General features: G+C 70.5%; 18 protein-coding genes. 13 read left to right on the top strand and 5 right to left on the bottom strand.

Annotated elements, in window-relative coordinates:
* Positions 1-41: 41 nt before the first annotated feature.
* Positions 42-2,267, top strand: a complete 2,226-nt coding sequence (locus ABD056_RS15450) for an esterase-like activity of phytase family protein (protein ID WP_343868037.1) — start codon at positions 42-44, stop codon at positions 2,265-2,267.
* Positions 2,268-2,329: 62 nt separating this feature from the next.
* Here ABD056_RS15450 and ABD056_RS15455 read toward each other — a convergent pair whose 3' ends face one another.
* The gene (locus tag ABD056_RS15455; RefSeq protein ID WP_343868039.1) at positions 2,330-3,811 is read right to left on the bottom strand and encodes an AMP nucleosidase; all 1,482 of its coding nucleotides are present in this window, start codon (positions 3,809-3,811) and stop codon (positions 2,330-2,332) included.
* Positions 3,812-4,071: 260 nt separating this feature from the next.
* Here ABD056_RS15455 and ABD056_RS15460 point away from each other — a divergent pair, with 260 nt between their 5' ends.
* From ABD056_RS15460 to ABD056_RS15470, 3 genes are all read left to right on the top strand, one after another.
* Positions 4,072-4,836, top strand: coding sequence for an endonuclease/exonuclease/phosphatase family protein (locus tag ABD056_RS15460; protein ID WP_343868041.1), 765 nt, complete (start codon positions 4,072-4,074; stop codon positions 4,834-4,836).
* Positions 4,837-5,050: 214 nt separating this feature from the next.
* Entirely contained in the window at positions 5,051-5,260 is a 210-nt protein-coding gene (locus tag ABD056_RS15465) for a cold-shock protein (RefSeq protein ID WP_343868043.1), read from the top strand.
* A gap of 112 nt (positions 5,261-5,372) precedes the next feature.
* Positions 5,373-5,567: a hypothetical protein gene (locus ABD056_RS15470; RefSeq protein WP_343868045.1), complete on the top strand. Its 195-nt coding sequence runs from the start codon at positions 5,373-5,375 to the stop codon at positions 5,565-5,567.
* A 33-nt stretch (positions 5,568-5,600) separates the two neighbouring features.
* Here the strand turns inward: ABD056_RS15470 and znuB are convergent, their stop codons facing one another.
* From znuB to ABD056_RS15485, 3 genes are read right to left on the bottom strand one after another with little or no spacing between them, the layout of a single operon-like run.
* Positions 5,601-6,401: a zinc ABC transporter permease subunit ZnuB gene (znuB, locus tag ABD056_RS15475; protein WP_343868088.1), complete on the bottom strand. Its 801-nt coding sequence runs from the start codon at positions 6,399-6,401 to the stop codon at positions 5,601-5,603.
* A gap of 5 nt (positions 6,402-6,406) precedes the next feature.
* Entirely contained in the window at positions 6,407-7,234 is an 828-nt protein-coding gene (locus ABD056_RS15480; protein ID WP_343868047.1) for an ATP-binding cassette domain-containing protein, read from the bottom strand.
* Positions 7,231-7,749, bottom strand: coding sequence for a transcriptional repressor (locus ABD056_RS15485; RefSeq protein ID WP_343868048.1), 519 nt, complete (start codon positions 7,747-7,749; stop codon positions 7,231-7,233). The genes ABD056_RS15480 and ABD056_RS15485 overlap by 4 nt, the downstream gene beginning before the upstream one ends.
* Before the next feature lie 90 nt (positions 7,750-7,839).
* Between ABD056_RS15485 and ABD056_RS15490 the strand changes: the two genes are divergently transcribed.
* The 9 genes from ABD056_RS15490 (at position 7,840) to ABD056_RS15530 (ending at position 21,080) form a co-directional block, all read left to right on the top strand.
* Complete coding sequence (locus tag ABD056_RS15490; protein ID WP_343868049.1) at positions 7,840-8,919, top strand: zinc ABC transporter substrate-binding protein; 1,080 nt, start codon at positions 7,840-7,842, stop codon at positions 8,917-8,919.
* 54 nt (positions 8,920-8,973) lie between these two features.
* Positions 8,974-10,968 (top strand): bifunctional tRNA (5-methylaminomethyl-2-thiouridine)(34)-methyltransferase MnmC2/FAD-dependent 5-carboxymethylaminomethyl-2-thiouridine(34) oxidoreductase MnmC1, encoded by a 1,995-nt coding sequence (mnmC, locus tag ABD056_RS15495; RefSeq protein ID WP_343868051.1) that lies wholly within the window; start codon positions 8,974-8,976, stop codon positions 10,966-10,968.
* A 145-nt stretch (positions 10,969-11,113) separates the two neighbouring features.
* Positions 11,114-13,111 (top strand): methyl-accepting chemotaxis protein, encoded by a 1,998-nt coding sequence (locus tag ABD056_RS15500; protein WP_343868053.1) that lies wholly within the window; start codon positions 11,114-11,116, stop codon positions 13,109-13,111.
* A 149-nt stretch (positions 13,112-13,260) separates the two neighbouring features.
* On the top strand, positions 13,261-14,847 hold the full coding sequence (locus tag ABD056_RS15505) for an ABC transporter substrate-binding protein (RefSeq protein WP_343868054.1): 1,587 nt from the start codon (positions 13,261-13,263) through the stop codon (positions 14,845-14,847).
* Between the two features lie 397 nt (positions 14,848-15,244).
* Positions 15,245-16,831: an ABC transporter substrate-binding protein gene (locus ABD056_RS15510; protein ID WP_343868056.1), complete on the top strand. Its 1,587-nt coding sequence runs from the start codon at positions 15,245-15,247 to the stop codon at positions 16,829-16,831.
* A 252-nt stretch (positions 16,832-17,083) separates the two neighbouring features.
* Complete coding sequence (locus ABD056_RS15515) at positions 17,084-18,094, top strand: ABC transporter permease subunit (RefSeq protein ID WP_343868058.1); 1,011 nt, start codon at positions 17,084-17,086, stop codon at positions 18,092-18,094.
* A 19-nt stretch (positions 18,095-18,113) separates the two neighbouring features.
* A complete protein-coding gene (locus ABD056_RS15520) occupies positions 18,114-19,073 on the top strand; it encodes an ABC transporter permease subunit (RefSeq protein ID WP_343868060.1) in 960 nt (319 codons plus the stop codon).
* Positions 19,073-20,056, top strand: coding sequence for a dipeptide ABC transporter ATP-binding protein (dppD, locus tag ABD056_RS15525; RefSeq protein WP_343868062.1), 984 nt, complete (start codon positions 19,073-19,075; stop codon positions 20,054-20,056). The genes ABD056_RS15520 and dppD overlap by 1 nt, the downstream gene beginning before the upstream one ends.
* Positions 20,049-21,080 carry a peptide ABC transporter ATP-binding protein gene (locus ABD056_RS15530; RefSeq protein ID WP_343868064.1) on the top strand — a complete coding sequence of 344 codons (1,032 nt, stop codon included), beginning with the start codon at positions 20,049-20,051 and terminating at the stop codon, positions 21,078-21,080. Before dppD ends, ABD056_RS15530 begins: the two co-directional genes overlap by 8 nt.
* Positions 21,081-21,158: 78 nt before the next feature.
* Here ABD056_RS15530 and spbR read toward each other — a convergent pair whose 3' ends face one another.
* A complete protein-coding gene (gene spbR / locus ABD056_RS15535; RefSeq protein ID WP_343868066.1) occupies positions 21,159-22,292 on the bottom strand; it encodes a SpbR family protein in 1,134 nt (377 codons plus the stop codon).
* Positions 22,293-22,300: the final 8 nt, after the last annotated feature.

The raw sequence follows: 22,300 nt of genomic DNA on the forward strand, positions 1-22,300 counted from the left end.
CCCGCAGCTTGCGGTTTGACCCAGCAGTGGAGCCTGCTTCCATGACCCTTTTCCGCCGCCTGATGATCGCCCCGCTGGCGATCGGCGTGCTGGCCGGCAGCGCCGCCGGTGCCTTCGCCGGCGACAGCTATTTCTCCCGCGTCGCCACCCTGCCCGTCTACACCACCCTGGCGAAGGGCGTCGACCCGGCGACCGAGACGGTGGCCGAGATCGTCACCGCCACCAAGGACGGCATGACGCTGGTCCACACCGACAGCCCCGGCGAGGCGCTGGTGTTCATCGACATCGCCGATCCGGCGGCGCCGAAGGGCCTCGGCCGCACCGCCCTCGGCGGCGAGCCGACCTCGGTGACGGTGGTGGGCGGCTATGCCCTGGCGGCGGTCAACACCAGCCGCAGCTTCACGCAGCCCTCCGGCCATGTGGCCGTGGTCGACATCGCCACCCGCCGCATTGTCGCCCGCTGCGACGTCGGCGGCCAGCCCGATGCCGTCGCCGCCAGCCCCGACGGCCGTTACCTCGCCGTGGCGGTGGAGAACGAGCGGGACGAGAAGCTGAACGACGGCGCCCTGCCGCAGCTGCCGCCCGGCCACCTGAGCATCCTCGACCTCGGCACCGACGGCATGCCGGCCAACTGCGCCGCCGCCCGCACCGTCGCCATGACCGGCCTGGCCGCCATCGCGCCGGAAGACCCGGAGCCGGAGTTCGTGTCGGTCAACAGCCGCAACGTCGCGGTGGTGACGCTGCAGGAAAACAACCACATCGTCCTCGTCGACCTGACCACCGGCGCCATCGTCACCCACTTCCCGGCCGGCACGGTGAGCCTGAGCGGCATCCCGACCGACAAGAAGAAGCGCGTCGACGGCACCGGCAGCCTGAGCGACGTGCCGCGCGAGCCCGACGCGGTGGTGTGGATCGACGACAACCGCTTCGTCACCGCCAACGAAGGCGACTGGAAGGGCGGCTCGCGCGGCTTCACCGTGTGGAATGCCAAGGGCCACGTGCTGCACGACAGCGGCGCCGACATGGAACACCTGGGCATGGCCCACGGCCATTACCCGGCCAAGCGCGCCAGCAAGAAGGGCGTGGAGCCGGAAGGCGTCGCCTTCGGGGTTTACGGCGGCGCGCCGCTGCTGTTCGTGAACTCCGAACGCGGCAATTTCGTCGCCGTCTACAAGGACAAGGGCGCCGCCAGCACGCCGGAGTTCGTGCAGTTCCTGCCCACCGGCGTCGGCCCGGAAGGGCTGCTGGCCATCCCGCAGCGCGACCTGTTCGTGGTGGCGACGGAGGCCGACTCGGCCGAAGACGGCGTGCGCGCCACCGTCGGCATCTACCAGCGCGGCGCCGCCCTGCCGTCCTACCCGACCCTGGTGTCGCAGACCGACCCGGCCACCGGCGCGCCCATCGGCTGGGGCGCCCAGTCCGGCCTGGTGGCGGACCGCACCGATGCCAACCGCTTCCACTCGGTCAGCGACAGCTTCTACGACACCGCCCGCATCTTCACCATCGACGCCTCCGGCGCGCCGGCCCGCATCGTCTCCTACGTCGACCTGAAGGGCGGCAAGCAGAAGTCCTATGACCTGGAAGGCATCGCCCACAACAGCCGCGGCGGCTTCTGGGTGGTGAGCGAGGGCAACCCCGAGAAGGAGATGGCGAACCTGCTGCTGTGGGTCGACGCCGACGGCACCGTCGCCAAGGAAATCCCGCTGCCGGAGAGCATCGCGGCGGCCGCCACCCGCTTCGGCTTCGAAGGCGTCGCCGAATACAAGGACGGCGACACGGTGAAGGTTATCGTCGCCGTGCAGCGCGAGTGGAAGGACGACCCCAAGGGCATGGTCAAGCTGGCGATCTACACGCCGGCCAAGGACCACTGGACCTTCGTCCACTACCCGCTGGAGAAGCCGGCCGCCGGTGCCTGGGTCGGCCTGTCGGAAATCACCCACCTGGGCGGCAACGACTTCGCGGTGCTGGAGCGTGACAACCAGGGCGGCCCCAAGGCGGCGCTGAAGGCGGTCTACCGCATCTCGCTCGACGGCATCACCCCGGCCGAGGCCGGTCAGCCGCTGCCGGTGGTGAAGAAGACCCGCATGCTCGACCTGCTGCCGCACCTGACCGCCGGCAACGGCTGGACCGCCGACAAGCCGGAAGGCTTCGCGGTGACCGTCGACGGCCAGATGGTGGCGGTGACCGACAACGACGGCGTCGACGACGCCACCGGCGAAACGCTGTTCCTGCGCCTCGGCCCGGTGGGCGCCGTCGTCACCAACTGACGGTCCGATCCGCGACAGGATGGACGGCGGCGGCCCTGCTCCGGCGGGGCCGCCGCTGCCGTTCAGCGGAATGCGGGCTCGTCGAAGCTGCGCAGCTTGCGGGAATGCAGGGTGCCGGCGCGGGCCTCGTGGCGCAGCATCTCCAGGGCGCGGATGCCGATCTGCAGGTGCTGGCCGACGCTGCGCTCGTAGAACGCATCGGCCATGCCGGGCAGCTTGATCTCGCCGTGCAGCGGCCGGTCGGAGACGCACAGCAGCGTGCCGTAGGGCACCCGGAAACGATAGCCGTTGGCGGCGATGGTGGCCGATTCCATGTCGATGGCGATGGCCCGCGACTGGTTGAACCGCTGCGCCAGCCGGTCGATGCGCAGTTCCCAGTTGCGGTCGTCGGTGGTGACCACGGTGCCGGTGCGGAAGCGTTCCTTCAGCTGCTTGCCGCGCAGGCCCGTCACCTCCGCCACCGCCCCGGCGAGAGACAATTGCACCTCGGCGATGGTGGGCAGCGGGATTTCCGTCGGCAGGATCTGGTCGAGCACATGATCGTCGCGCAGGTAGGCATGGGCGAGCACGTAATCCCCCAGCCGCTGGCTGCCGCGCAGGCCGCCGCAGTGGCCGACCATCAGCCAGACGTGCGACCGCAGCACCGCCAGATGATCGGTGACCGTCTTGGCGTTGGAGGGGCCGACGCCGATGTTCACCAGGGTGATGCCGCTGCGCCCCTGCCGCAGCAGGTGATAGGCGGGCATCTGTGGCGGCTTGGTGGCCGGCGGGCCGTCGCGCCGGTCGCCGCGGCGGGTGATGCGGTCGCCCGGCTCCACCAGGGCGTCGTAGGTGCCGTCGGCCACGCCGCGCAGGCCGAACTCGATGAACTCGTCCACATAGCGCTGGTAGTTGGTGAACAGGACGAAGTGCTGGAAATGCTCCGGCGCCGTCGCCGTGTAATGGCGCAGGCGGTGCAGCGAGTAATCCACCCGCTCCGCCGGGAACAGCGACAGCGGCATCACTTCGCCCGGCAGGTGGACGTGGCGGCCGTCGGCGATGTCGTCGTTGGTGCCGGCCAGGTCGGGCAGCGAGAAGGCATGGCGCAGGGCCAGCCGCTGGTCGGGGGTCATGCCGGCCGCCGCCTCGCGGTCGAGGCCGAAGGTGAGCGGGATGGGCGACCGCGACAGCCCGACATAGAGGGCGGCGGAATGGTTTTCCTGCAGCAGCGTCAGCTGTTCGATCAGGTAGTCGGCGAACAGGCCGGGATTGCTGACCGTGGTGCCGTGCAGGCCGGGCGACGACACCGTGCCGAAGGCCAGGTTGGTCTTCGGCAGCAGGGCTCCCGGCTCGATGCGGGCGCAGAGGTAGGGGTAGACCACCCGCCGCGCCGGCCCGTCCAGGCGGCCGGCGGCATAGAGGGCGAAATCCTCGCGCAGGGCGGTGATTTGGGCATCGTACAGCCGCACCAGACGGTCGAGGGCATCGGCCGGGCCGCTGCACAGGTGGAGGTCGTCGGCCGGCACCGCGTCCAGGTTCGCGGTGGGCAGGAGATTGTATTCCATCACACTTCCGTGCCTGTTCCTGTTCCTTCCGATGTGGGGCGCGGGGCCGCCGGCGTCATCCCCGGACGGCGCAGGAAGACCTTGACGCGACGTCGCCCCGCCCGCATACCGGGATCGGGACCGGCCGGCCGGCGGCGGGTCTCCTTCTGCAACGCGGCGGCCGCCGTGACGGACGCGCGCCGCAACCGTCGTCGCCGCGTCCGCCGCCGTTCAGGCGTTGCATTGGCAGGACAGGCGGCAAGGACACGGAGCGGCCAGGCGTGACCATCAAGGTGGCCTCCTACAACATTCACAAGAGCGTCGGCTCCGACGGGCAGCGGCGGCCGGACCGCATCTTCGCGGTGCTGGCGGAGCTGGACGCCGACATCGTCGCCCTGCAGGAAGTGGACCGCCGCTTCGGCGCCCGCGCCACCACCTTCGAGGCCGAGCAGCTGGAGCACGAAACCGGCTACCGGCTGGTGCGCCATGCGGTGCGGCCGCTGTCCAGTGGCTGGCACGGCAACGCCATTCTGGTGCGCGGCGCCATCACGCCGCTGGCCGGGCGCCGCCTCACCCTGCCGGCGCTGGAGCCGCGCGGCGCCCTGATGATCGACCTCGACGTCGGCGAGGCGGAGCCGCTGCGGGTGGTGGCGGCTCACCTCGGGCTGGTCGGCCGCTACCGCCGCCGCCAGGCGGAAGCCATCCTGGAGGCCCTGGCCGCCGACCAGCGCCAGCTGCCGACCGTGGTCATGGGCGACCTGAACGAGTGGAGCAGCCGCGGCGGCTGCCTGCGGGTGTTTGCGCAGAAGCTGTGCGTCGCGGCGCCGGGGCCGAGCTTCCCCGCCCGCCGGCCGCTGTTCGGCCTCGACCGCATCATCACCAGCCAGAACCTGGAGGTGCTGCGCGCCGGCGTCCACCACACCCCCACCGCCCGCGAAGCCTCCGACCACCTGCCGGTGACGGCGGAAGTGCGTCTGAGCGAGGCCGCCGCCAGCGGCGAACAGCAGACGGCCACCCTGCGGGAAAGCACCGGAACCGCATCCTGACCGCCGCAAACACCCTCCCATTTCACGTCTTTTGAGGTACGGGGAAATATTTCCTCGATCACAGCTTGAATAAAACTGAAGATGGGTCCATATTACGCCCATCGAACTTGCTGACGGCTAAATTCTCGGCGCTTCCGGCGCTGGTTGTTTTCCTGACGTGATTTGATGCGGCCGACACTCTCGTCGGCAAAAATTCTCTTCAGGAGACTGACCAATGATTACCGGAACCGTGAAGTTCTTCAACACCACCAAGGGCTTCGGCTTCATCCAGCCGGAAGACGGCTCGGCCGACGTGTTCGTGCACATCTCCGCCGTGGAGCGCTCGGGCATCGGCCACCTGACCGAAGGCCAGAAGGTGACGTTCGAAGCCGTGCGCGACCCGCGCAAGGGCAAGACCGCCGCCGAGAACCTGCGCGCCGTCTGAACGATCCCCGCCTGCGCGGATCGAACTCGTAACGGGGCGGCTTCGGCCGCCCCGTTTGCGTTCCGGCGGTCGAGAGGTATGGCCGCGGGCCCTCCCTTCAGAAAGGCTTCCCATGCACGCCCACAAGTTCCAGATCGGCCAGAACCTGGTCTACACGCCCGGCCCCTACGATCATCAGAAGGGCGCCGGGGTGTTCGAGGTGACCCGCCTGCTGCCGGCCACCGGCGACGAGTACCAGTACCGCATCAAGAGCCCCGACAGCGGCCAGGAACGGGTGGTGCGCGAAAGCCAGCTGCAGAGCCGCTGACGATACGCCCTGCCGGATCGGGGGCGGCGCCGCTCAGCCGCGCCCCCGGCCCAGCAGCACCGCCGCCAGCGGACTGACGATGAACAGCGCCGCCGCCGCCGCCACCACCGACGGGCCGGCGGGAGTGTCCCACTCGGCGCTCGCCACCAGCCCCAGCACCACCGCCACCGACCCCAGGCCGGCGGCGATGGCTGCCATGCCCTCCGGCGAGGCGGCGAAGCGGCGGGCGGTGGCCGCCGGGATGATCAGCATGGCGGTGATCAGCAGCACGCCGATGATCTTCATGGCCACCGCCACCACCAGCGCGATCAGCAGCATGAAGGCCGCCTGCACCAGCGTCACCGGCACCCCTTCGGCACGCGCCACCTCGGGCGACACGGTGGTGGCCAGGAGCGGCCGCCACAGCCATACCAGCACCGCCAGGGCCAGCAGGCCACCGCCCCAGATCCAGGCCAGATCGGCCGGCATCACCGCCAGGATGTCGCCGAACAGGTAGGCCATCAGGTCCACCCGCACCGACTCCATAGTCGCCAGCAGGATCACGCCCACCGACAGCGCCCCGTGGCTGAAGATGCCGAGCAGGGTGTCGGAGGCATGCCGCCCGCGCTGGCCGAGGATGGTTAGGAAGGCCACCAGCACCACCCCGACGGCGATGATCCCCGCCACCGGCACCACCCCGAGCAGCAGCCCGAGGGCGATGCCGGTCAGCGAGGCATGGGCCATGGTGTCGCCGAAATAGGCCATGCGCCGCCACACCACGAAACAGCCGAGCGGCCCCGCCACCACCGCCACCCCCAGGCCGGCCAGCAGCGCCCGCAGGATGAAATCCTCCATCACCATCATGGCTGCCCCTCCCCCGCCGCCGGGGCGGCGGAGGGGTGGTGATGGTGATGGGGATGGTGATCGTGGTGCCCCGGCCCGTGGTCATGGCCGCAGGGCAGCGGATTGCCGTGCAGGTCGTGGTCGTGGTCGTGACGATGGCTGTAGATGGCCAGCTCCGCCGCCGCCGCGCCGAACAGCCGGCGGTATTCCGGGTTGCCGGCCACCTGACGCGGGGCGCCGGCGCAGCAGACATGGTGCTGCAGGCAGACCACCCGGTCGGTGGCGGCCATCACCACATGCAGGTCATGGCTGATGAGCACGATGCCGCAGCCGCGACGGTCGCGGATGGTGCGCAGCAGCTCGTAGAACTCCGCCTGGCCGGTCTGGTCGACGCCCTGGGTCGGCTCGTCCAGCACCAGCAGGTCGGGGCGGCGCAACAGCGCACGGGCCAGCAGCGCCCGCTGCATCTCGCCGCCGGACAGGCCGCTGACCGCCTTGTCGGCCAGGGCGGTGGCGCCCACCTCGGCCAGCGCCGCCTCCACCTCGGCGCGACCGGCGGCGCGGGTGAGCGTCACCAGCCGCCGCACCGTCAGCGGCAGCACCGGGTCGACGTGCAGCTTCTGCGGCAGGTAGCCGACAGTGAGGCCCGGCCGGCGGACGACGCTGCCGCTGTCGGGCGCCATCACCCCCATCAGCACCCGCACCAGGGTGGTCTTGCCGGCGCCGTTGGGGCCGACGATGGTGACGATCTCGCCCGGCGCGACGTGAAAGTCGACCGACGACAGGATGGCGGTGCCGTGCCGCGCCAGCGACACGCCCCGCGCCTCGACGAGGAATGCGGTCATTCGGACTCTTCTTCGGGCGGCAGGTCGCGGCAGCGCGGGCACAGGCCCTCGGCCTCGACCACCGCGGTCAGCATGGTGAAGCCGGCACGCTCCGCCGCCTCGGCCAGATCGTGCGACAGCCGCTCGCCGGCGATCTCCGCCACCGTGCCGCAGCGGCGGCAGATGAGGAACTGGGCGCGGTGGTCGTCCTGCGGCCGGGCGCAGCCGACGAAGGCATTCAGGCTGGCGATGCGGTGGGCGAGCCCCTGCTCGACCAGGAACTCCAGCGCCCGGTAGACCACCGGCGGCGCCGCCTTGCGCCCGCTGGCGCCATCGTTGAGGCGGTCGAGCAGGTGATAGGCGCCCACCGCCCGGTGCCCCTCCGCCAGCAGCAGTTCCAGCACCCGCCGCCGCACCGCCGTCAGGCGGGCGCCGCGGGCCCGGCACACCTCCTCCGCCACCGCCAGCGCCTGGTCGACACAGGCGGCGTGGTCATGGTCCGGGGCGGGAAAGGCGGCGGTGGCGACGGCACGCATCGGGGGACGGGCTCACTGGGGGCTTGCGGTAGAAATGATATAATGTACGGTAACGGCACGACAAGAGAAGCCTGACACGGAGCCTAAGCCATGCCATCGCCGCGCGCATCCCTCTTCGTCACTGCCGCGCTCGCTGCCGCCCTGTCCGCCCCTGCCGCCGCCCTGGCCGAAGCGCCGCGGGTGGTGACCACCATCAAGCCGGTACATTCCCTCACCGCCGCCGTCATGGCGGGCGTGGGCGAGCCGCAGATGCTGCTGCCGCCCGGCGCCAGCCCGCACGATTATGCCCTGAAGCCGTCCGATGCCCGCGCCATCGACCAGGCGCAGGTGGTGTTCTGGATCGGCGCGCCGCTGGAAGGCTTCTTCGTCAAGCCGGTGCAGTCGCTGGGCGGCAAGGCGCGGGTGGTGGCGCTGGCGAGCGCCCCCGACCTGCTGCTGCTGCCCACCCGTACCGGTGGCGCCTGGGATGAGCATGACCACGATCATGACCACGACCACGGGCACGATCACGCCCCGGCGGCCAAGCCGGCCGCCCACGATCATGACCACGACCACGCCCACGCCGCCGCCGCTGACGACGACCACCACGACCACGAGCACGTCGCCCCGCTGACCGCGCTGAGCGCCGATGCCGCCGCCCTGCCGGCGGAGGTGGACGGCCACATCTGGCTCGACCCGCGCAACGGCGCTGCCATGGCCCGCACCATCGCCGCCGTGCTGGCCGAGGCCGATGCCGCCAACGCCGACACCTACCGCGCCAATGCGGAACGCCTCGCCGCCGAGCTGGCCGGCCTGGAGCAGGAGCTGAAGGGCGCCACCGCGGCGGCGGCCGGCAAGCCCTACATCGTCTTCCACGACGCCTATCACTACTTCGAGCACCGCTTCGGCCTCACCCCGGCCGGCTCCATCACCGTCGAGCCCGGCCGCCCGGTCGGGGCCAAGCGGGTGTCGGAGCTGCGCGCCAAGGTCGGGGAGCTGAACGCCACCTGCGTCTTCGCCGAACCGCAGTTCGAGCCGCGCCTGGTGACCACCATCACCGAGGGCACCAGCGCCCGCGCCGGCGTGCTGGACCCGCTCGGCACCGACATCCCGCCGGGGCCGGCCATGTACCCGCAGCTGCTGCGCGCCCTGGCGACCAGCCTGACCGACTGCCTCGCCGGCAACGGTTGAGGCCGCCCGCCGCCGCCGCTATAACCGCCCCGAACGGACAGGGAGCGGACGGCGGTGGCGGAACAGATCGTCTGGCGCGACGGGCGGACGCCGCAGTCGGCGCGGTTCGGCGACATCTATTTCTCGCCGGACGACGGCGCGGCGGAAAGCCGCTACGTCTTCCTCGACGGCATCGGCGCCCCCGACCTGTGGCGCGACCGGCCGCTGACGGTGCTGGGGGAGACCGGCTTCGGCACCGGCCTCAACTTCCTGCTGACGTGGCAGGCCTGGCGGCAGACGGCGGCGCGCTCCGCCCGGCTGCACTATCTGGCGGTGGAGGGTTTTCCGCTCAGCCGCGACGACCTCGGCCGCGCGCTGGCCGCCTTCCCCGCCCTGGCGGCGGAGGCGGCGGCGCTGCTGGCGGTGTGGCCGCTGCCGCATCCCGGACACCACCTGCTCGACCTCGATGGCGGCCGCGTCCGCCTGCACCTGCTGATCGGCCCGGTGGAGGCGGCCATGCGCGGCGCCTCGGCGCGGGTGGACGGGTGGTATCTCGACGGCTTCGCCCCCAGCCGCAACCCCGACATGTGGACGCCGGCGGTGTTTGCCGAGGTCGCCCGCCTGTCGGCGCCCGGCGCCCGCCTCGCCACCTTCACCGCCGCCGGGCAGGTGCGCCGCGACCTGACGGCGGCCGGCTTCGCCCTGGAAAAGCGCCCCGGCTTCGGCATCAAGCGCGAATGCCTGCACGGCCGGCTGGAGCATCCGCCCTCGGCCGCCGATCCGACGCCCTGGTTCCGGCGCGGCGCCCCCGCCGCCGACGGGCCGGTGGCCATCCTCGGCGGCGGCATCGCCGGGGCGTCGCTGGCGGCGGCCCTGCGGCGGGCGGGGCGCGCGGCGGTGGTGGTGGGGGCCGGGCCGGTGCTGGCCCGCGACGGCTCCGGCAATCCCTCCGCCCTGATGAAGCCGCGCCTGACGCCCGACGGCCACCCCTACGGCCGCTTCCACGCCCTCGCCTGGCTGCATGCGCTGCGGCTCTACGACAGCCTGGACGCCCCGGTGTGGCGCGACGGTCGCGGCGTGCTGGCCGCCGCCCGCGACGAGGCGGAACGGACGGAGCAGGAAAAGCTGGTGGCCGCCCTCGGCTGGCCCGAGGACGACCTGCGACTGGTGGATGCCGCCGAGGCGGAACGCCTGTCCGGCTGCCCGACCCCGCGCGGCGGCCTGTGGTTCGGGCGGGCCGGCTGCCTCCACCCGCAAGCCCTCTGCCCGGCGCTGGCGGAAGGGACGCCGGTGCGCCTGCATACCCGCGTCGCCGGCCTGGAGCGCACCGCTGGCGGCTGGCTGCTGCGCGACCCCGACGGCGGCGCGGTGATGGAGGCGGCGGCGGTGGTGCTGGCCCTCGGCGCCGCCTTGCCCGACCTGTGGCCGCAGGCGGACTGGCCGCTCGGCCGCAGCCGCGGGCAGATCACCTTCCTGCCGGCCTCGGCGGCGGGGCCGCGGCGGGCGGTCAGCTTCGGCGGCTACCTCACCGCCCCCTTCGCCGACGAGGACGGCCGCCTCATCCACGCCCTCGGCGCCACCTACGACCGCTGGCGCCACCGGCCGGAGGACTGGCGGCCGGTGCGGGCGGCCGATCATGACCGCACCCTCGCCCTGCTGCGCGAGGCGCTGCCGGAGGCGGCGGCACGGCTGGCGGCGGAGCCCCTGGGCGGCCGCGCCGGCCTGCGCTGCACCATCCCCGACCACCTGCCGCTGGCGGGGCCGGTGCATGACCGGCCGGCGTTCCTGGCGGCCTTCGCCGACCTCCACCACGGCCGCCGCGCCGACCTTTACCCGCCGGCGCCGCTGCACGAGGGGCTGTACGTGCTGGGCGCCCTCGGCTCGCGCGGCTTCCAGACGGCACCGCTGGCGGCGGAGGTGGTGGCGGCCAACATCGCCGGCACGCCGCGTCCGGTGGATGCCGACGTCGCCGCCGCCCTGCATCCCGCCCGCTTCGACGTGCGCCACCTGAAGCATCCGCCGCAGCGGCAGGCGCGGGATCGAAAAGGCGCCCAAGCAGACCGGCAATAAACCATAGTCAAAGTATCGATATACCTTTTTCCATTCGCGGCGGAAGAGGTGGAATACCCCCATTGTCATAGTCTCTTCATTGGCCGGCTTGCGATCTTGGTCTTAACACCACCGCCAGATCGTTCCCCCGACCCGGTGGTAGAGAATGTCCCCCAACCTCCCCCGCCGGCGCCTCAGCGGCGCCTTGTCCCGCATCTCCATCCGCAGCCGCATCGTGGTGCTGGTGGTCGCCGCCGTCGCCGTGATGGCGGCCATGGCGGCGGCCTCGTGGCACGGCCAGCGCCAGATCGCCGCCGCCGCCGACCGCCTCGCCCGCACCGAGCGGGTGACCGAGGCCACCCAGGCGGTGGCGCTCGGGCTGGAGCGGGTGCGCCAGGACCAGCGCGCCTTCCTGGCCGACGGCGATGCCGCCGCCGCCGACCGCACCCGCGCCACCCTCGCCGCCCTCACGGACCAGCTTGCCGCCCTGACGGCGGCAGGCGGCGGCGCCGCGGGGGCCGGCGAGGGCCTGGGCGCCACCCTGGCGACGGTGGCGGACCGCTTCGCCGCCGTCGAGGCCATGCGCCGCAGCCTCGGCCTCAGCCGCGACGAGGGCCTGACCGGAGAGTTGCGCACCGCCGTGCAGGCGGTGGAAAGCGGCCTCGCCGAATGGCCGAGCGTGGAAGCGGTGGAGAAGCTGAAGGTGCTGCTGCTGTCCATGCGCCGGTTCGAGCTGGACTTCATGGTCGCCCCCGACGCCGGCCTCATCGACCGCCACCGCAAGCCCTTCAACGAGTTCGATTTCGCCCTGCTGGCGGCGCCCATGGATGCGGCGACGCGGCAATCCTTCACCGCCCTGCTGACCACCTACCGCCGCACCCTGGAAGCCTACGCCGCCACCCGGCTGGAGCTGGACGCGGCGGCGGCGGCGCTGGAGGACGATGTCGCCGCCACGGCGCCGCTGTTCGACCGACTGGCCGCTGCCGGCGCCGCCACCGCCGCCGCCGCGCGGGCAGAGCAGCGGGCGGCGCAGGACCGCATGCTGACCACCATCCTTGCCGCCGCCGGCCTTGGCGTGGCGGTGTTCGTCGGCGTCGGCACGGTCACCGGCATCAGCATCGTGCGCCCGCTGCGCGGCATCCAGCAGGCCATGAAGCGGCTGGCGGAGGGGGACCACGGCGTCAGCGTGCCCGGCATCGGCCTGCGCGACGAGATCGGCGAGATGGCGCGCGAGATCGAGGTGTTCAAGCACACCGCCATGGAAGCCGCCCGCCTGAAGGCCGAGGAAGACGCCCGCGACCGCCGCGCCCGCGAGGCCCGCGCCGAGGAGATGCGCGCCTTGTCGCACGCCCTGGAAGACACCGTGCAGGCGGTCGCCGCCTCGGTCGCCGCGCACGCCGCCCAGATGCGCGGCATGGCCGAGGGCATGGTGGAGGCGGTGCAGGTCACCCGCGGCCATGGCGGCGCCATGACCGACCTGGCGGCCGCCACCCATGCCTCCATCACCGCCGTCGAACAGGCGACCCAGGGGCTCGCCGCCGCCATCGCCGACATCAGCGGCGAGGTGGACGAGACCAGCCGCATCGTCCGCGCCGCCGCCGAGGAAGCCGAGCGCACCACCACCATCGTCCAGGGCCTGACCGGCGCGGCGGAGCGCATCGGTCAGGTGGTGGCGCTGATCGACGGCATCGCCGCCCAGACCAACATGCTGGCGCTGAACGCCACCATCGAGGCGGCCCGCGCCGGAGCGGCCGGCAAGGGCTTCGCCGTGGTCGCCAACGAGGTCAAGGGCCTCGCCCACCAGACCAGCCTCGCCACCGGCGAGATCGCCGCCCAGATCCAGGCGGTGCAGGGCGCCACCAGCGAGGCCGCCGGCGCCATCGGCCACATCGTCGAGACCATCGTCCGCACCGACCGCATGACCGCCACCATCCTCGCCCAGGTGGAGCGCCAGAGCCTGGCCGTCACCGCCATCCTGGAGTCGTTGCGCCGCGCCGTCGGCCATACCGACGCGGTGGAGGATCGCCTCGCCGCCGTCAACGCCGCCGCCGAGGCCACCGGCACCGACGCCCGCGAGGTGCGCGACGCCTCCGGCCGCCTGAGCAGCGAGGCCGAGCGCCTGCAGCAGGACGTGCAGGACTTCCTCGCCCGCATGCGGGCCTGAGGGCGGGCGGTGGTTTACTGACAGGAAAACGTACCCGCTACGTCGTTATTGCTGAGCAGTAGATGCCGCGACGGTTGTAGACTGCGCCGGTCCCGTTTCCCGCCGTCGGCGGGGACGGGACGCGGTCCTTCAACCACTGGCAGGTGACCATGACCCTGAAGACACTGGCGGCCGTCGCCGCCCTGTCCGTCGCGTGTTCGGTCGGCGCGGCGCAGGCGAAGACCCTCGTCTACTGCTCCGAGGCGAGCCCGGAGGGCTTCAACCCGCAGCATTACACCGCCGGCACCACGCTGGATGCCAGTTCGCGCCAGGTCTACAACCGGCTGGTGGAGTTCGCCCGCGGCACGACCGACATCGTGCCGGGCCTGGCCGAGCGGTGGGAGATTTCCGACGACGGCCGCACCTATACCTTCCACCTGCGGCCGGACGTCGCCTTCCACACCACCGACGCCTTCACCCCCACCCGGCCGCTCACCGCCGAGGACGTGGTGTGGAGCTTCGAGCGGCAGATGAGCCCGCAGCACCCCTACCACCAGATCGGCGGCGGCTACGAATACTTCGACGCCATGAGCATGGGGGCGCTGATCGAGCGGGTGGAGGCGGTGGACGACCGCACCGTGCGCTTCCACCTGACCCGGCCCGATGCCGCCATGCTCGCCAACCTGGCCATGGACTGGGCCTCCATCCTGTCGGCCGAATACGCCGCCGCGATGATGGAGGCCGGCACCCCCGAGGAGGTGGACGACCGCCCGGTCGGCACCGGCCCCTTCCAGCTGGTCAACTACCAGAAGGACTCGTCCATCCGCTACACCGCCCACCCGGACTACTGGGACGGCAAGGCGGCCATCGACCGGCTGGTGTTCGCCATCACCCCCGACGCCAGCGTGCGCTTCGCCAAGGTGCGGGCCGGCGAGTGCCACATCATGCCCTACCCCAACCCGGCCGACCTGCCGCTGATGCAGGACCACCCGGACCTGGAGGTGATGGAGGCGCCGGGCCTGAACGTCGGCTACCTCGCCTTCAACACCGAGAAGGAACCGCTGACCGATCCGCGGGTGCGGCGGGCGCTCGCCATGGCCATCAACAAGGACGCCATCATCGAGGCGGTCTACCTCAACCAGGCCATGAAGGCGAAGAACCCCATGCCGCCCATGCTGCTCGGCTATGACGACAGCATTGAGGACGTGCCCTACGACCCCGAAGGCGCCAAGGCGCTGCTTGCGGAAGCCGGCCACCCGCAGGGTTTCGCCACCGACGTCTGGGCGGTGCCGATCCAGAGCCACATCAACCCCAACTCGCGCCGCCAGGCAGAGATGATCCAGGCCGACTGGGCGAAGATCGGCGTGCGCGCCGAAATCCGCACCTATGAATGGGGCGAGTACCTGAAGCGGTCCAAGGACGGCGAGCACCAGACCCTGCTGCTGGGCTGGAACGGCGACAACGGCGACCCCGACAACTTCCTGGCCGTGCTGCTGTCGTGCGACAGCGTCGGCGCCGCCAACCGCGCCCGCTGGTGCGACCAGGACTTCGACGCCCTGGTCACCGAAGCCAAGGCCGAAACCGACCCGGAAGCCCGCGCCGCCCTCTACCGCCAGGCGCTGCAGCGCGCCCGCGACCAGATGCCGTGGGCGCCCATGGTGCACGCCAAGCTGTTCGACGTGGTGCGCAAGGAGGTGAAGGGATACCTGCCGTCGCCCTTCAACACCCACGTCTTCCACGGCGTCGACCTGCAGTAGGAGTGGCCGACTCGCGCGCTTGGCCGCAGTTTTCGGGGCCGGTTGCGCAAACGTTTTCGCTTTCGTCGCGGGGTCGGTGGCACAAGTGTGCCGCCGACCGCCCGCCGCCGCCCCCGACGCACCGCAGCATGTTCCCGGAATGATCGCGAGGACGCCGTGTGCGGTGCGAAAAAAGCAATAAACAGAGGCGGTTGCGGTAAAGTTTCAAAAGAAAATTACCCCTTTGGGGCCTTTGCCTCACTCGTGTTACGCGCTAGGCTGATGCCTTCGTTGACGTGTACGAGCGGGCTCTGCGCTGGGGGAGGCAGAAATCCTCGTCCCGGGGTCAACCAACAAAAGACAGGGACACGCGGTGGGTCCGCACCGTGCTTCACGACACTCATATCGAGGACGACGTATGAACGCTCTGAAACTCGCCCTTGCCGCCGGCGTCGCGACCGCGATCATGGCCGGCGCCGCGCAGGCCAAGACGCTGGTGTACTGCTCCGAGGGCAGCCCCGAAGGTCTGAACCCGGTGTTCTACACCGCCGGCACCACCTTCGATGCCACCTCGGTGCCCATGTACGACCGCCTGGTGCGCTTCAAGAAGGGCACCACCGAGATCGAGCCGGGCCTGGCCGAGCGCTGGGAGATCTCCGAGGACGGCAAGACCTACACCTTCTTCCTGCGCCAGGGCGTGAAGTTCCACACCTCCAAGGAATTCACCCCGAGCCGCGACCTCAACGCCGATGACGTGATCTGGAGCTTCGAGCGCCAGATGAACGCCGAGCACCCGTTCCACAAGATCGGCGGCGGCTCCTACGAGTACTTCAACTCGATGGACATGGCGTCCCTCATCGAGCGGATGGAAAAGGTGGACGAGCACACCGTCCGCTTCCACCTGACCCGCGCCGAAGCGCCGATGATCGCCAACCTGGGCATGGACTTCGCCTCCATCTTCTCCGCCGAATACGCCCAGAAGATGCAGGAAGCCGGCACCCCGGAACTGGTCGACACCAACCCGGTCGGCACCGGCCCGTTCCAGTTCGTCACCTATCAGAAGGACGCGCAGATCCGCTACCGCGCCTTCCCCGACTACTGGGCCGGCAAGGCGCCGCTTGACCAGCTGGTGTTCTCCATCACCCCCGACGCCAGCGTCCGCTATGCCAAGCTGAAGGCCGGCGAGTGCCACGTCATGCCCTACCCCAACCCGGCCGACATCGAGCAGATGCGGTCCGAAGCGGGCATCAAGCTGGAAAGCCAGGAAGGCCTGAACGTCGGCTACCTCGCCTACAACACCGAGAAGGAGCCGTTCACCGACGCCCGCGTGCGTCGCGCGCTCGACATGGCGATCAACAAGGACGCCATCATCGAGGCGGTATTCCAGGGCGCCGGCACGGCCGCCAAGAACCCGCTGCCGCCGACCCTGTGGAGCTACAACGACGAGCTGGAAGACCGCAAGTTCGACCCCGAGGCCGCCAAGGCCCTGCTGGCCGAAGCCGGTCACGCCGGCCTGAAGACCAACATCTGGGCCATGCCGGTGCAGCGCCCGTACAACCCCAACGCCCGCCGCATGGCCGAAATGATCCAGTCCGACTGGGCCAAGATCGGCGTGCAGGCCGAGATCGTCTCGTTCGAGTGGGGCGAGTACCTGAAGCGGTCCAAGGACGGCGAGCACCAGACCCTGCTGCTGGGCTGGACCGGCGACAACGGCGACCCGGACAACTTCCTCTACACCCTGCTGTCGTGCGACGCCGTCGGCTCCGCCAACCGCGCCCGCTGGTGCGACGAGGAGTTCGACAAGCTGGTGAAGGAAGCCAAGAGCGCGACCGACCCCGACAAGCGCACCGAACTCTACAAGCAGGCCCAGGTCCGCTTCGCCGACCAGAAGCCGTGGACCACGGTGGCGCACTCGGTGGTGTTCATGCCCATGCGTGAAGAGGTCACCGGCTACAAGATCTCGCCGTTCGGCAAGCACGACTTCTACGGCGTCGATCTGAAGTAACGCATATACGCTTGGGAAAACTGGTTGACCTATAGGAAAACCATGGTGTAGACCCGAGACAAGCAGGGTGCGGGGGAGGTGGGCGACATCCTCCCCCGCACCACTTTTCGCATCACCCTTGCGCCATAGGCTCCGGGCCCTGCAGCACCCTCCCTGCCGCCGGCCGCCCGCGCCCATTGGCAGCGGCGCGCACGCCGGGCGGTTTCCGTCGCACCCGGTCCCGGACGTCGCACCGGCAGAGCACGAGGACCCATGCTCGGCTTCATCCTCAAACGCATCGGCCTGGTGATTCCGGCCTTCATCGGCGTCACCGTCCTCACCTTCGCGCTCATCCACCTCATCCCCGGCGACCCGGTGCTGATGATGGCCGGCGAGCGCGGCATCGACCCCGAACGCTATGCCCGCCTGCGGTCCGAGCTGGGGCTCGACCAGCCGCTGATCGTGCAGTACTGGAACTACATCTCGGGCGTGCTCAGCGGCGACCTCGGCCGCAGCATCGTCACCCGCAAGCCGGTGATCCAGGAATTCCTGGCGCTGTTCCCGGCCACCATCGAACTCACCATCTGCGCCATGACCTTCGCCGTGCTGATCGGCCTGCCGGCCGGCATGCTGGCGGCGGTGAAGCGCGGCACGGCGGTGGACCACACCGTCATGGCGACCAGCCTGACCGGCTATTCCATGCCGATCTTCTGGTGGGGCCTGCTGCTGATCATCCTGTTCTCGGTCACGCTCGGCATCACGCCGGTGTCGGGCCGGCTGTCGGCGATCTATTGGGTGGAGCCGGTGACCGGCTTCCTGCTCATCGACAGTCTGCTGTCCGACGAGACCGGGGCCTTCTGGTCGGCGGTGCATCACCTGATCCTGCCGTCCATCGTGCTCGGCACCATTCCGCTGGCGGTGATCGCCCGCATGACCCGCTCCGCCATGCTGGAGGTGCTGCGCGAGGACTACGTCCGCACCGCCCGCGCCAAGGGCGTGGCGCCGCTGCGGGTGATCATGGTGCATGCCCTGCGCAATGCGCTGATCCCGGTCATCACGGTCATCGGCCTGCAGGTCGGCACGCTGCTGGCCGGCGCCATCCTGACCGAGACCATCTTCAGCTGGCCGGGCATCGGCAAGTGGCTGGTGGAGAGCATCTACCGCCGCGACTATCCGGTCATCCAGGGCGGCATCATGCTGGTGGCGACGGTGATCATCGTCGTCAACCTGCTGGTGGACGTGCTGTACGGCATCATCAACCCCCGCATCCGGCACCAGCGGTAACAGGGGCGGACGACATTCCATGGCTGATCACTACAAGCAGGCCCAAGTGGCCGAAGCCGCCGCCGACCACGCCGCCGAGGTGGCGGAAGCGCACGAGGCGGCCATCATCGCCGGCGCGCCCCGCCACCCGGTTGCCGAGTTCTGGGACTACTTCAGCCAGAACCGCGGCGCGCTGGCCGGTCTCATCTTCATCGTGGTGCTGATCGTGACGGCGCTGTTCGCGCCGTGGATCGCCCCGCACAGCCCGATCGAACAGTTCCGCACCGCCCTGCTGCTGCCGCCGGCCTTCGTCGAGGGCGGCACCTGGACGCACGTCCTCGGCACCGACGACGTCGGCCGCGACATCTTCTCCCGCATCATCTGGGGCTCGCGGCTGTCGCTGTTCGTCGGCGTCATCGTCGTCACCCTGTCGCTCGGCGCCGGCATCGCCCTCGGGCTGCTGGCCGGCTACTTCCGCGGCTGGGTGGACGTCGCCATCATGCGCATGATGGACATCATGCTGGCCGTGCCCAGCCTGCTGCTGGCCATCGCCGTGGTCGCCATCCTCGGCCCGGGGCTGGAGAACGCCGTCGTCGCCATTGCCATCGTCGTGCTGCCGCACTACGTGCGACTGACGCGCGCCGCCGTCATCACCGAGGCGAGCAAGGACTACGTCACCAGTTCGCGCATCGCCGGGGCGTCCAACCTGCGGCTGATGTTCAACACCATCCTGCCCAACTGCATGGCGCCGCTGATCGTCCAGGCGACGCTGGGCTTTTCCACCGCCATCCTGGATGCGGCGGCGCTCGGCTTCCTTGGCCTTGGTGCGCAGCCGCCGACCCCGGAATGGGGCTCCATGCTGGCCGACAGCCTCCAGTTCGTGCAGCGCGCCTGGTGGGTGGTGACCTTCCCCGGTCTTGCCATCCTGCTCACCGTGCTGGCCTTCAACCTGATGGGCGACGGCCTCCGCGACGCCCTCGACCCGAAGATGAAACGCTGATGGCTCTGCTCGAAATCGAAAACCTGAGCGTGGAATTCGGCGATCCCGCATCGCCCTTCCGCGCCGTCGACCGCCTTTCCCTCACCGTCGAGGAAGGCGAGGTGGTCGGCATCGTCGGCGAATCCGGGTCCGGCAAGAGCGTCTCGTCGCTTGCCACCATGGGCCTGGTCGCCTTCCCCGGCCGCGTCATGGCCGACACCCTGTCGTTCCGCGGCCAGGACCTGCTGTCCATGTCGGCCCGCAAACGGCGCAAGCTCACCGGTTCCGAGATCGCCATGATCTTCCAGGAACCGATGACCAGCCTGAATCCCTGCTTCACCGTCGGCTGGCAGATCAAGGAAGCGCTGAAGATCCACGAGGGCGGCAGCCGCGCCGAGCGCCATGCCCGCGCCGTGGAACTGCTGCGGCTGGTCGGCATTCCCGATGCGGAGCGCCGCCTGTCGGCCTTCCCGCACCAGATGTCGGGCGGCATGAGCCAGCGCGTGATGATCGCCATGGCGCTGGCCTGCAATCCGCGCCTGCTGATCGCCGACGAGCCGACCACCGCGCTCGACGTCACCATCCAGGCGCAGATCATGGACCTGCTGCTGGACCTGCAGAAAAAGCGCGGCATGGGCATGATCCTCATCACCCACGATCTGGCGGTGGTGGCGGAAGCGGCCCACCGGGTGGTGGTGATGTATGCCGGCCAGGTGGTGGAGACGGGCACGGTGCCGGAAATCTTCCAGCACCCGCGCCACCCCTACACCCAGTCGCTGCTGGCGGCGCTGCCGGAGCGGTCGGTGGGCAAGAACCGGCTCAACAGCCTGCCGGGCGTCGTGCCCGGTGCCTACGACCGGCCGCACGGCTGCCTGCTCAGCCCGCGCTGCCCCTACGCCCGCAAGCACTGCCGCGAGGACCAGCCGGCGCTGATGGGCGAGGCGCCCGTCCGCTACCGCTGCCACTACCCGCTCGACGATCAGGGGAACCCGACCTATGACTGATGCCGTCGTGACCCCGCTGAAGCCGATCAAGCCGGCGAGCGACGGCTCGCCGCTGCTGGAGGCCCGCAACCTCACCAAGCACTACAAGGTGTCGCGCGGGCTGTTCAAGGACGACGCCACCGTGCGCGCCCTGGATGGCGTGTCGTTCCGCCTGCACGCCGGCCGCACCCTGGCGGTGGTGGGCGAGTCCGGCTGCGGCAAGTCCACCCTCGCCCGCCAGGTGACGCTGATCGAGCAGCCGACCGCCGGCGAGTTCCTGCTCGACGGCCGCAACCTTGCCGGCGCCTCCGGCGACGACCTGAAGACGGCCCGCACCAAGGTGCAGATCGTCTTCCAGGACCCCTACGGCAGCCTCAACCCGCGCAAGAAGGTGCTGTCGATCCTGGAGGAACCCCTGGTCATCAACACCAAGATGAGCCAGGAGGAACGCCGCGACCGGGCGCGCGAGATGATGCGCGTGGTCGGCCTGCGGCCCGAGTTCGCCGCCCGCTATCCGCACATGTTCTCCGGCGGCCAGCGCCAGCGCATCGCCATCGCGCGGGTGCTGATGCTCAACCCGCGGGTGGTGGTGGCGGACGAGCCGGTGTCGGCGCTGGACGTGTCGGTGCAGGCGCAGGTGCTCAACCTGCTCATGGACCTGCAGGAAGAGTTCGGCGTCGCCTACCTGTTCATCTCCCACGACCTGTCGGTGGTGCACCACATCGCCGACGACGTCATGGTGATGTACCTGGGCATGGTGATGGAGCACGGGCCGAAGCACGTCATCTTCGACACCCCGGCGCATCCCTACACCCGCGCCCTCATGGCCTCGACGCCGAAGATCAACGCCCACGAGCGGGCGCAGAAGGTGGTGCTGAAGGGCGAGCTGCCGTCGCCGCTGAACCCGCCGTCGGGCTGCCGCTTCCACACCCGCTGCCCCTACGTCATCGACCGCTGCCGCAGCGAGGTGCCGGCGGTGCGCGAGGTGGCCGGGCGCGGCGTGTCCTGCCACCGGGCGGAAGAGGTGCTGGCGGGCACCGCCTGACCCCCCTGCCCCGCACAAGAGAAAGGGCGGACCGGCCTGCGCCGGTCCGCCCTTTTTCGTGTCCGCCCGCCAGGCCGGTCAGGCGCCGACGTGCAGGGTCGGCGGCAGGGTGTTCATCTTGGCCAGCAGGTATTCCAGGTCGGCGCTTTCGAAATCGACGCCGAGGTCGCCGTACTGGGTCAGCACGCGCTCGATCATGCGGCGGGAATAACGCTCGCGGTCGTTTTCCTCGCCGTCGTACTGGGTCTCGCGGGCGACATCGACGGCGGCGCGGATGGCCGGGTAGAAGGTCTTGGGCAGGCCCGCCTTCTCGAAGATGCCCTTCAGGCCGAAGGGACCGGAATCGTGGATCAGCTGGCGGGCATTGATGATGGGAATGCCGGCCCGCACCGCCAGGGCGTATTCGCAGAACTTCACGTCGCCCATGCACACAGCGCGCAGGATGATGGACGGCGTCAGGCGGCCGTGGTCCTGCATCTGCATGACCAGGCGTTCCACCTCGTCCTCGCTGCTTTCGCTCGACAGGCCGATGGTGGCCCGCTCGCGGCTGCGCATCACCAGGTCGGCGGCCATGTCGGGCGGCAGTTCATGGTTGGCGAGGATGTGCTGGCGCAGGGTTTCCGACACCCGCGTGACCAGCTTTTCCGCCACCGTCACCGGCAGCACGGCGCGATGGGCGAGCGGGTTCTGCACCGCCTCGTGGTCGCCGAAGCGGTCGACCATGCGCAGCAGCGCCGATTCCGACAGCTGGGCGCCATCGTTGCCGGCCAGGGTGGCGGCCACCTCGGCATCGCCGCGGTAGACCAGTTCTTCGGCCACCTTGGCGTCGACTTCGTCGCGGCGGGCGACGGCCTTCTGCTTCTCGCGGTCCTGGCTGCGGACGATCTCGACCAGATCCTCGGTGGTGAGGACGGTGGAGAATTCCAGCATCGGCAGCGCCACCTGGGTCACGTCGCGGGCGAGGCTGAGCGCCACGTCGTGCGGGACCAGGGGGTTTTCCTTCAGGTTCACCGCCAGCGCCTGCCGGACGCGCACCTCGGCGTCGCGCACCATCAGGCGGAAGATGTCCACCGCCAGCTGGCGCTCGGCCTCCGTCAGCTCCAGGTCGCCGAACTGGCGCGCGAGCTTGCGGGCGGTCTCCGAGCGGGCCTCCGCCGAGGGATCGGACAGGAGGCGGTTGACGTCTTCTGGCGTGAGCTTCTGTTCAGACATGACCGGGT

Origin of the sequence: Caenispirillum bisanense (assembly GCF_039523075.1) — a bacterium.
Lineage (GTDB): Bacteria > Pseudomonadota > Alphaproteobacteria > Rhodospirillales > Rhodospirillaceae > Caenispirillum > Caenispirillum bisanense.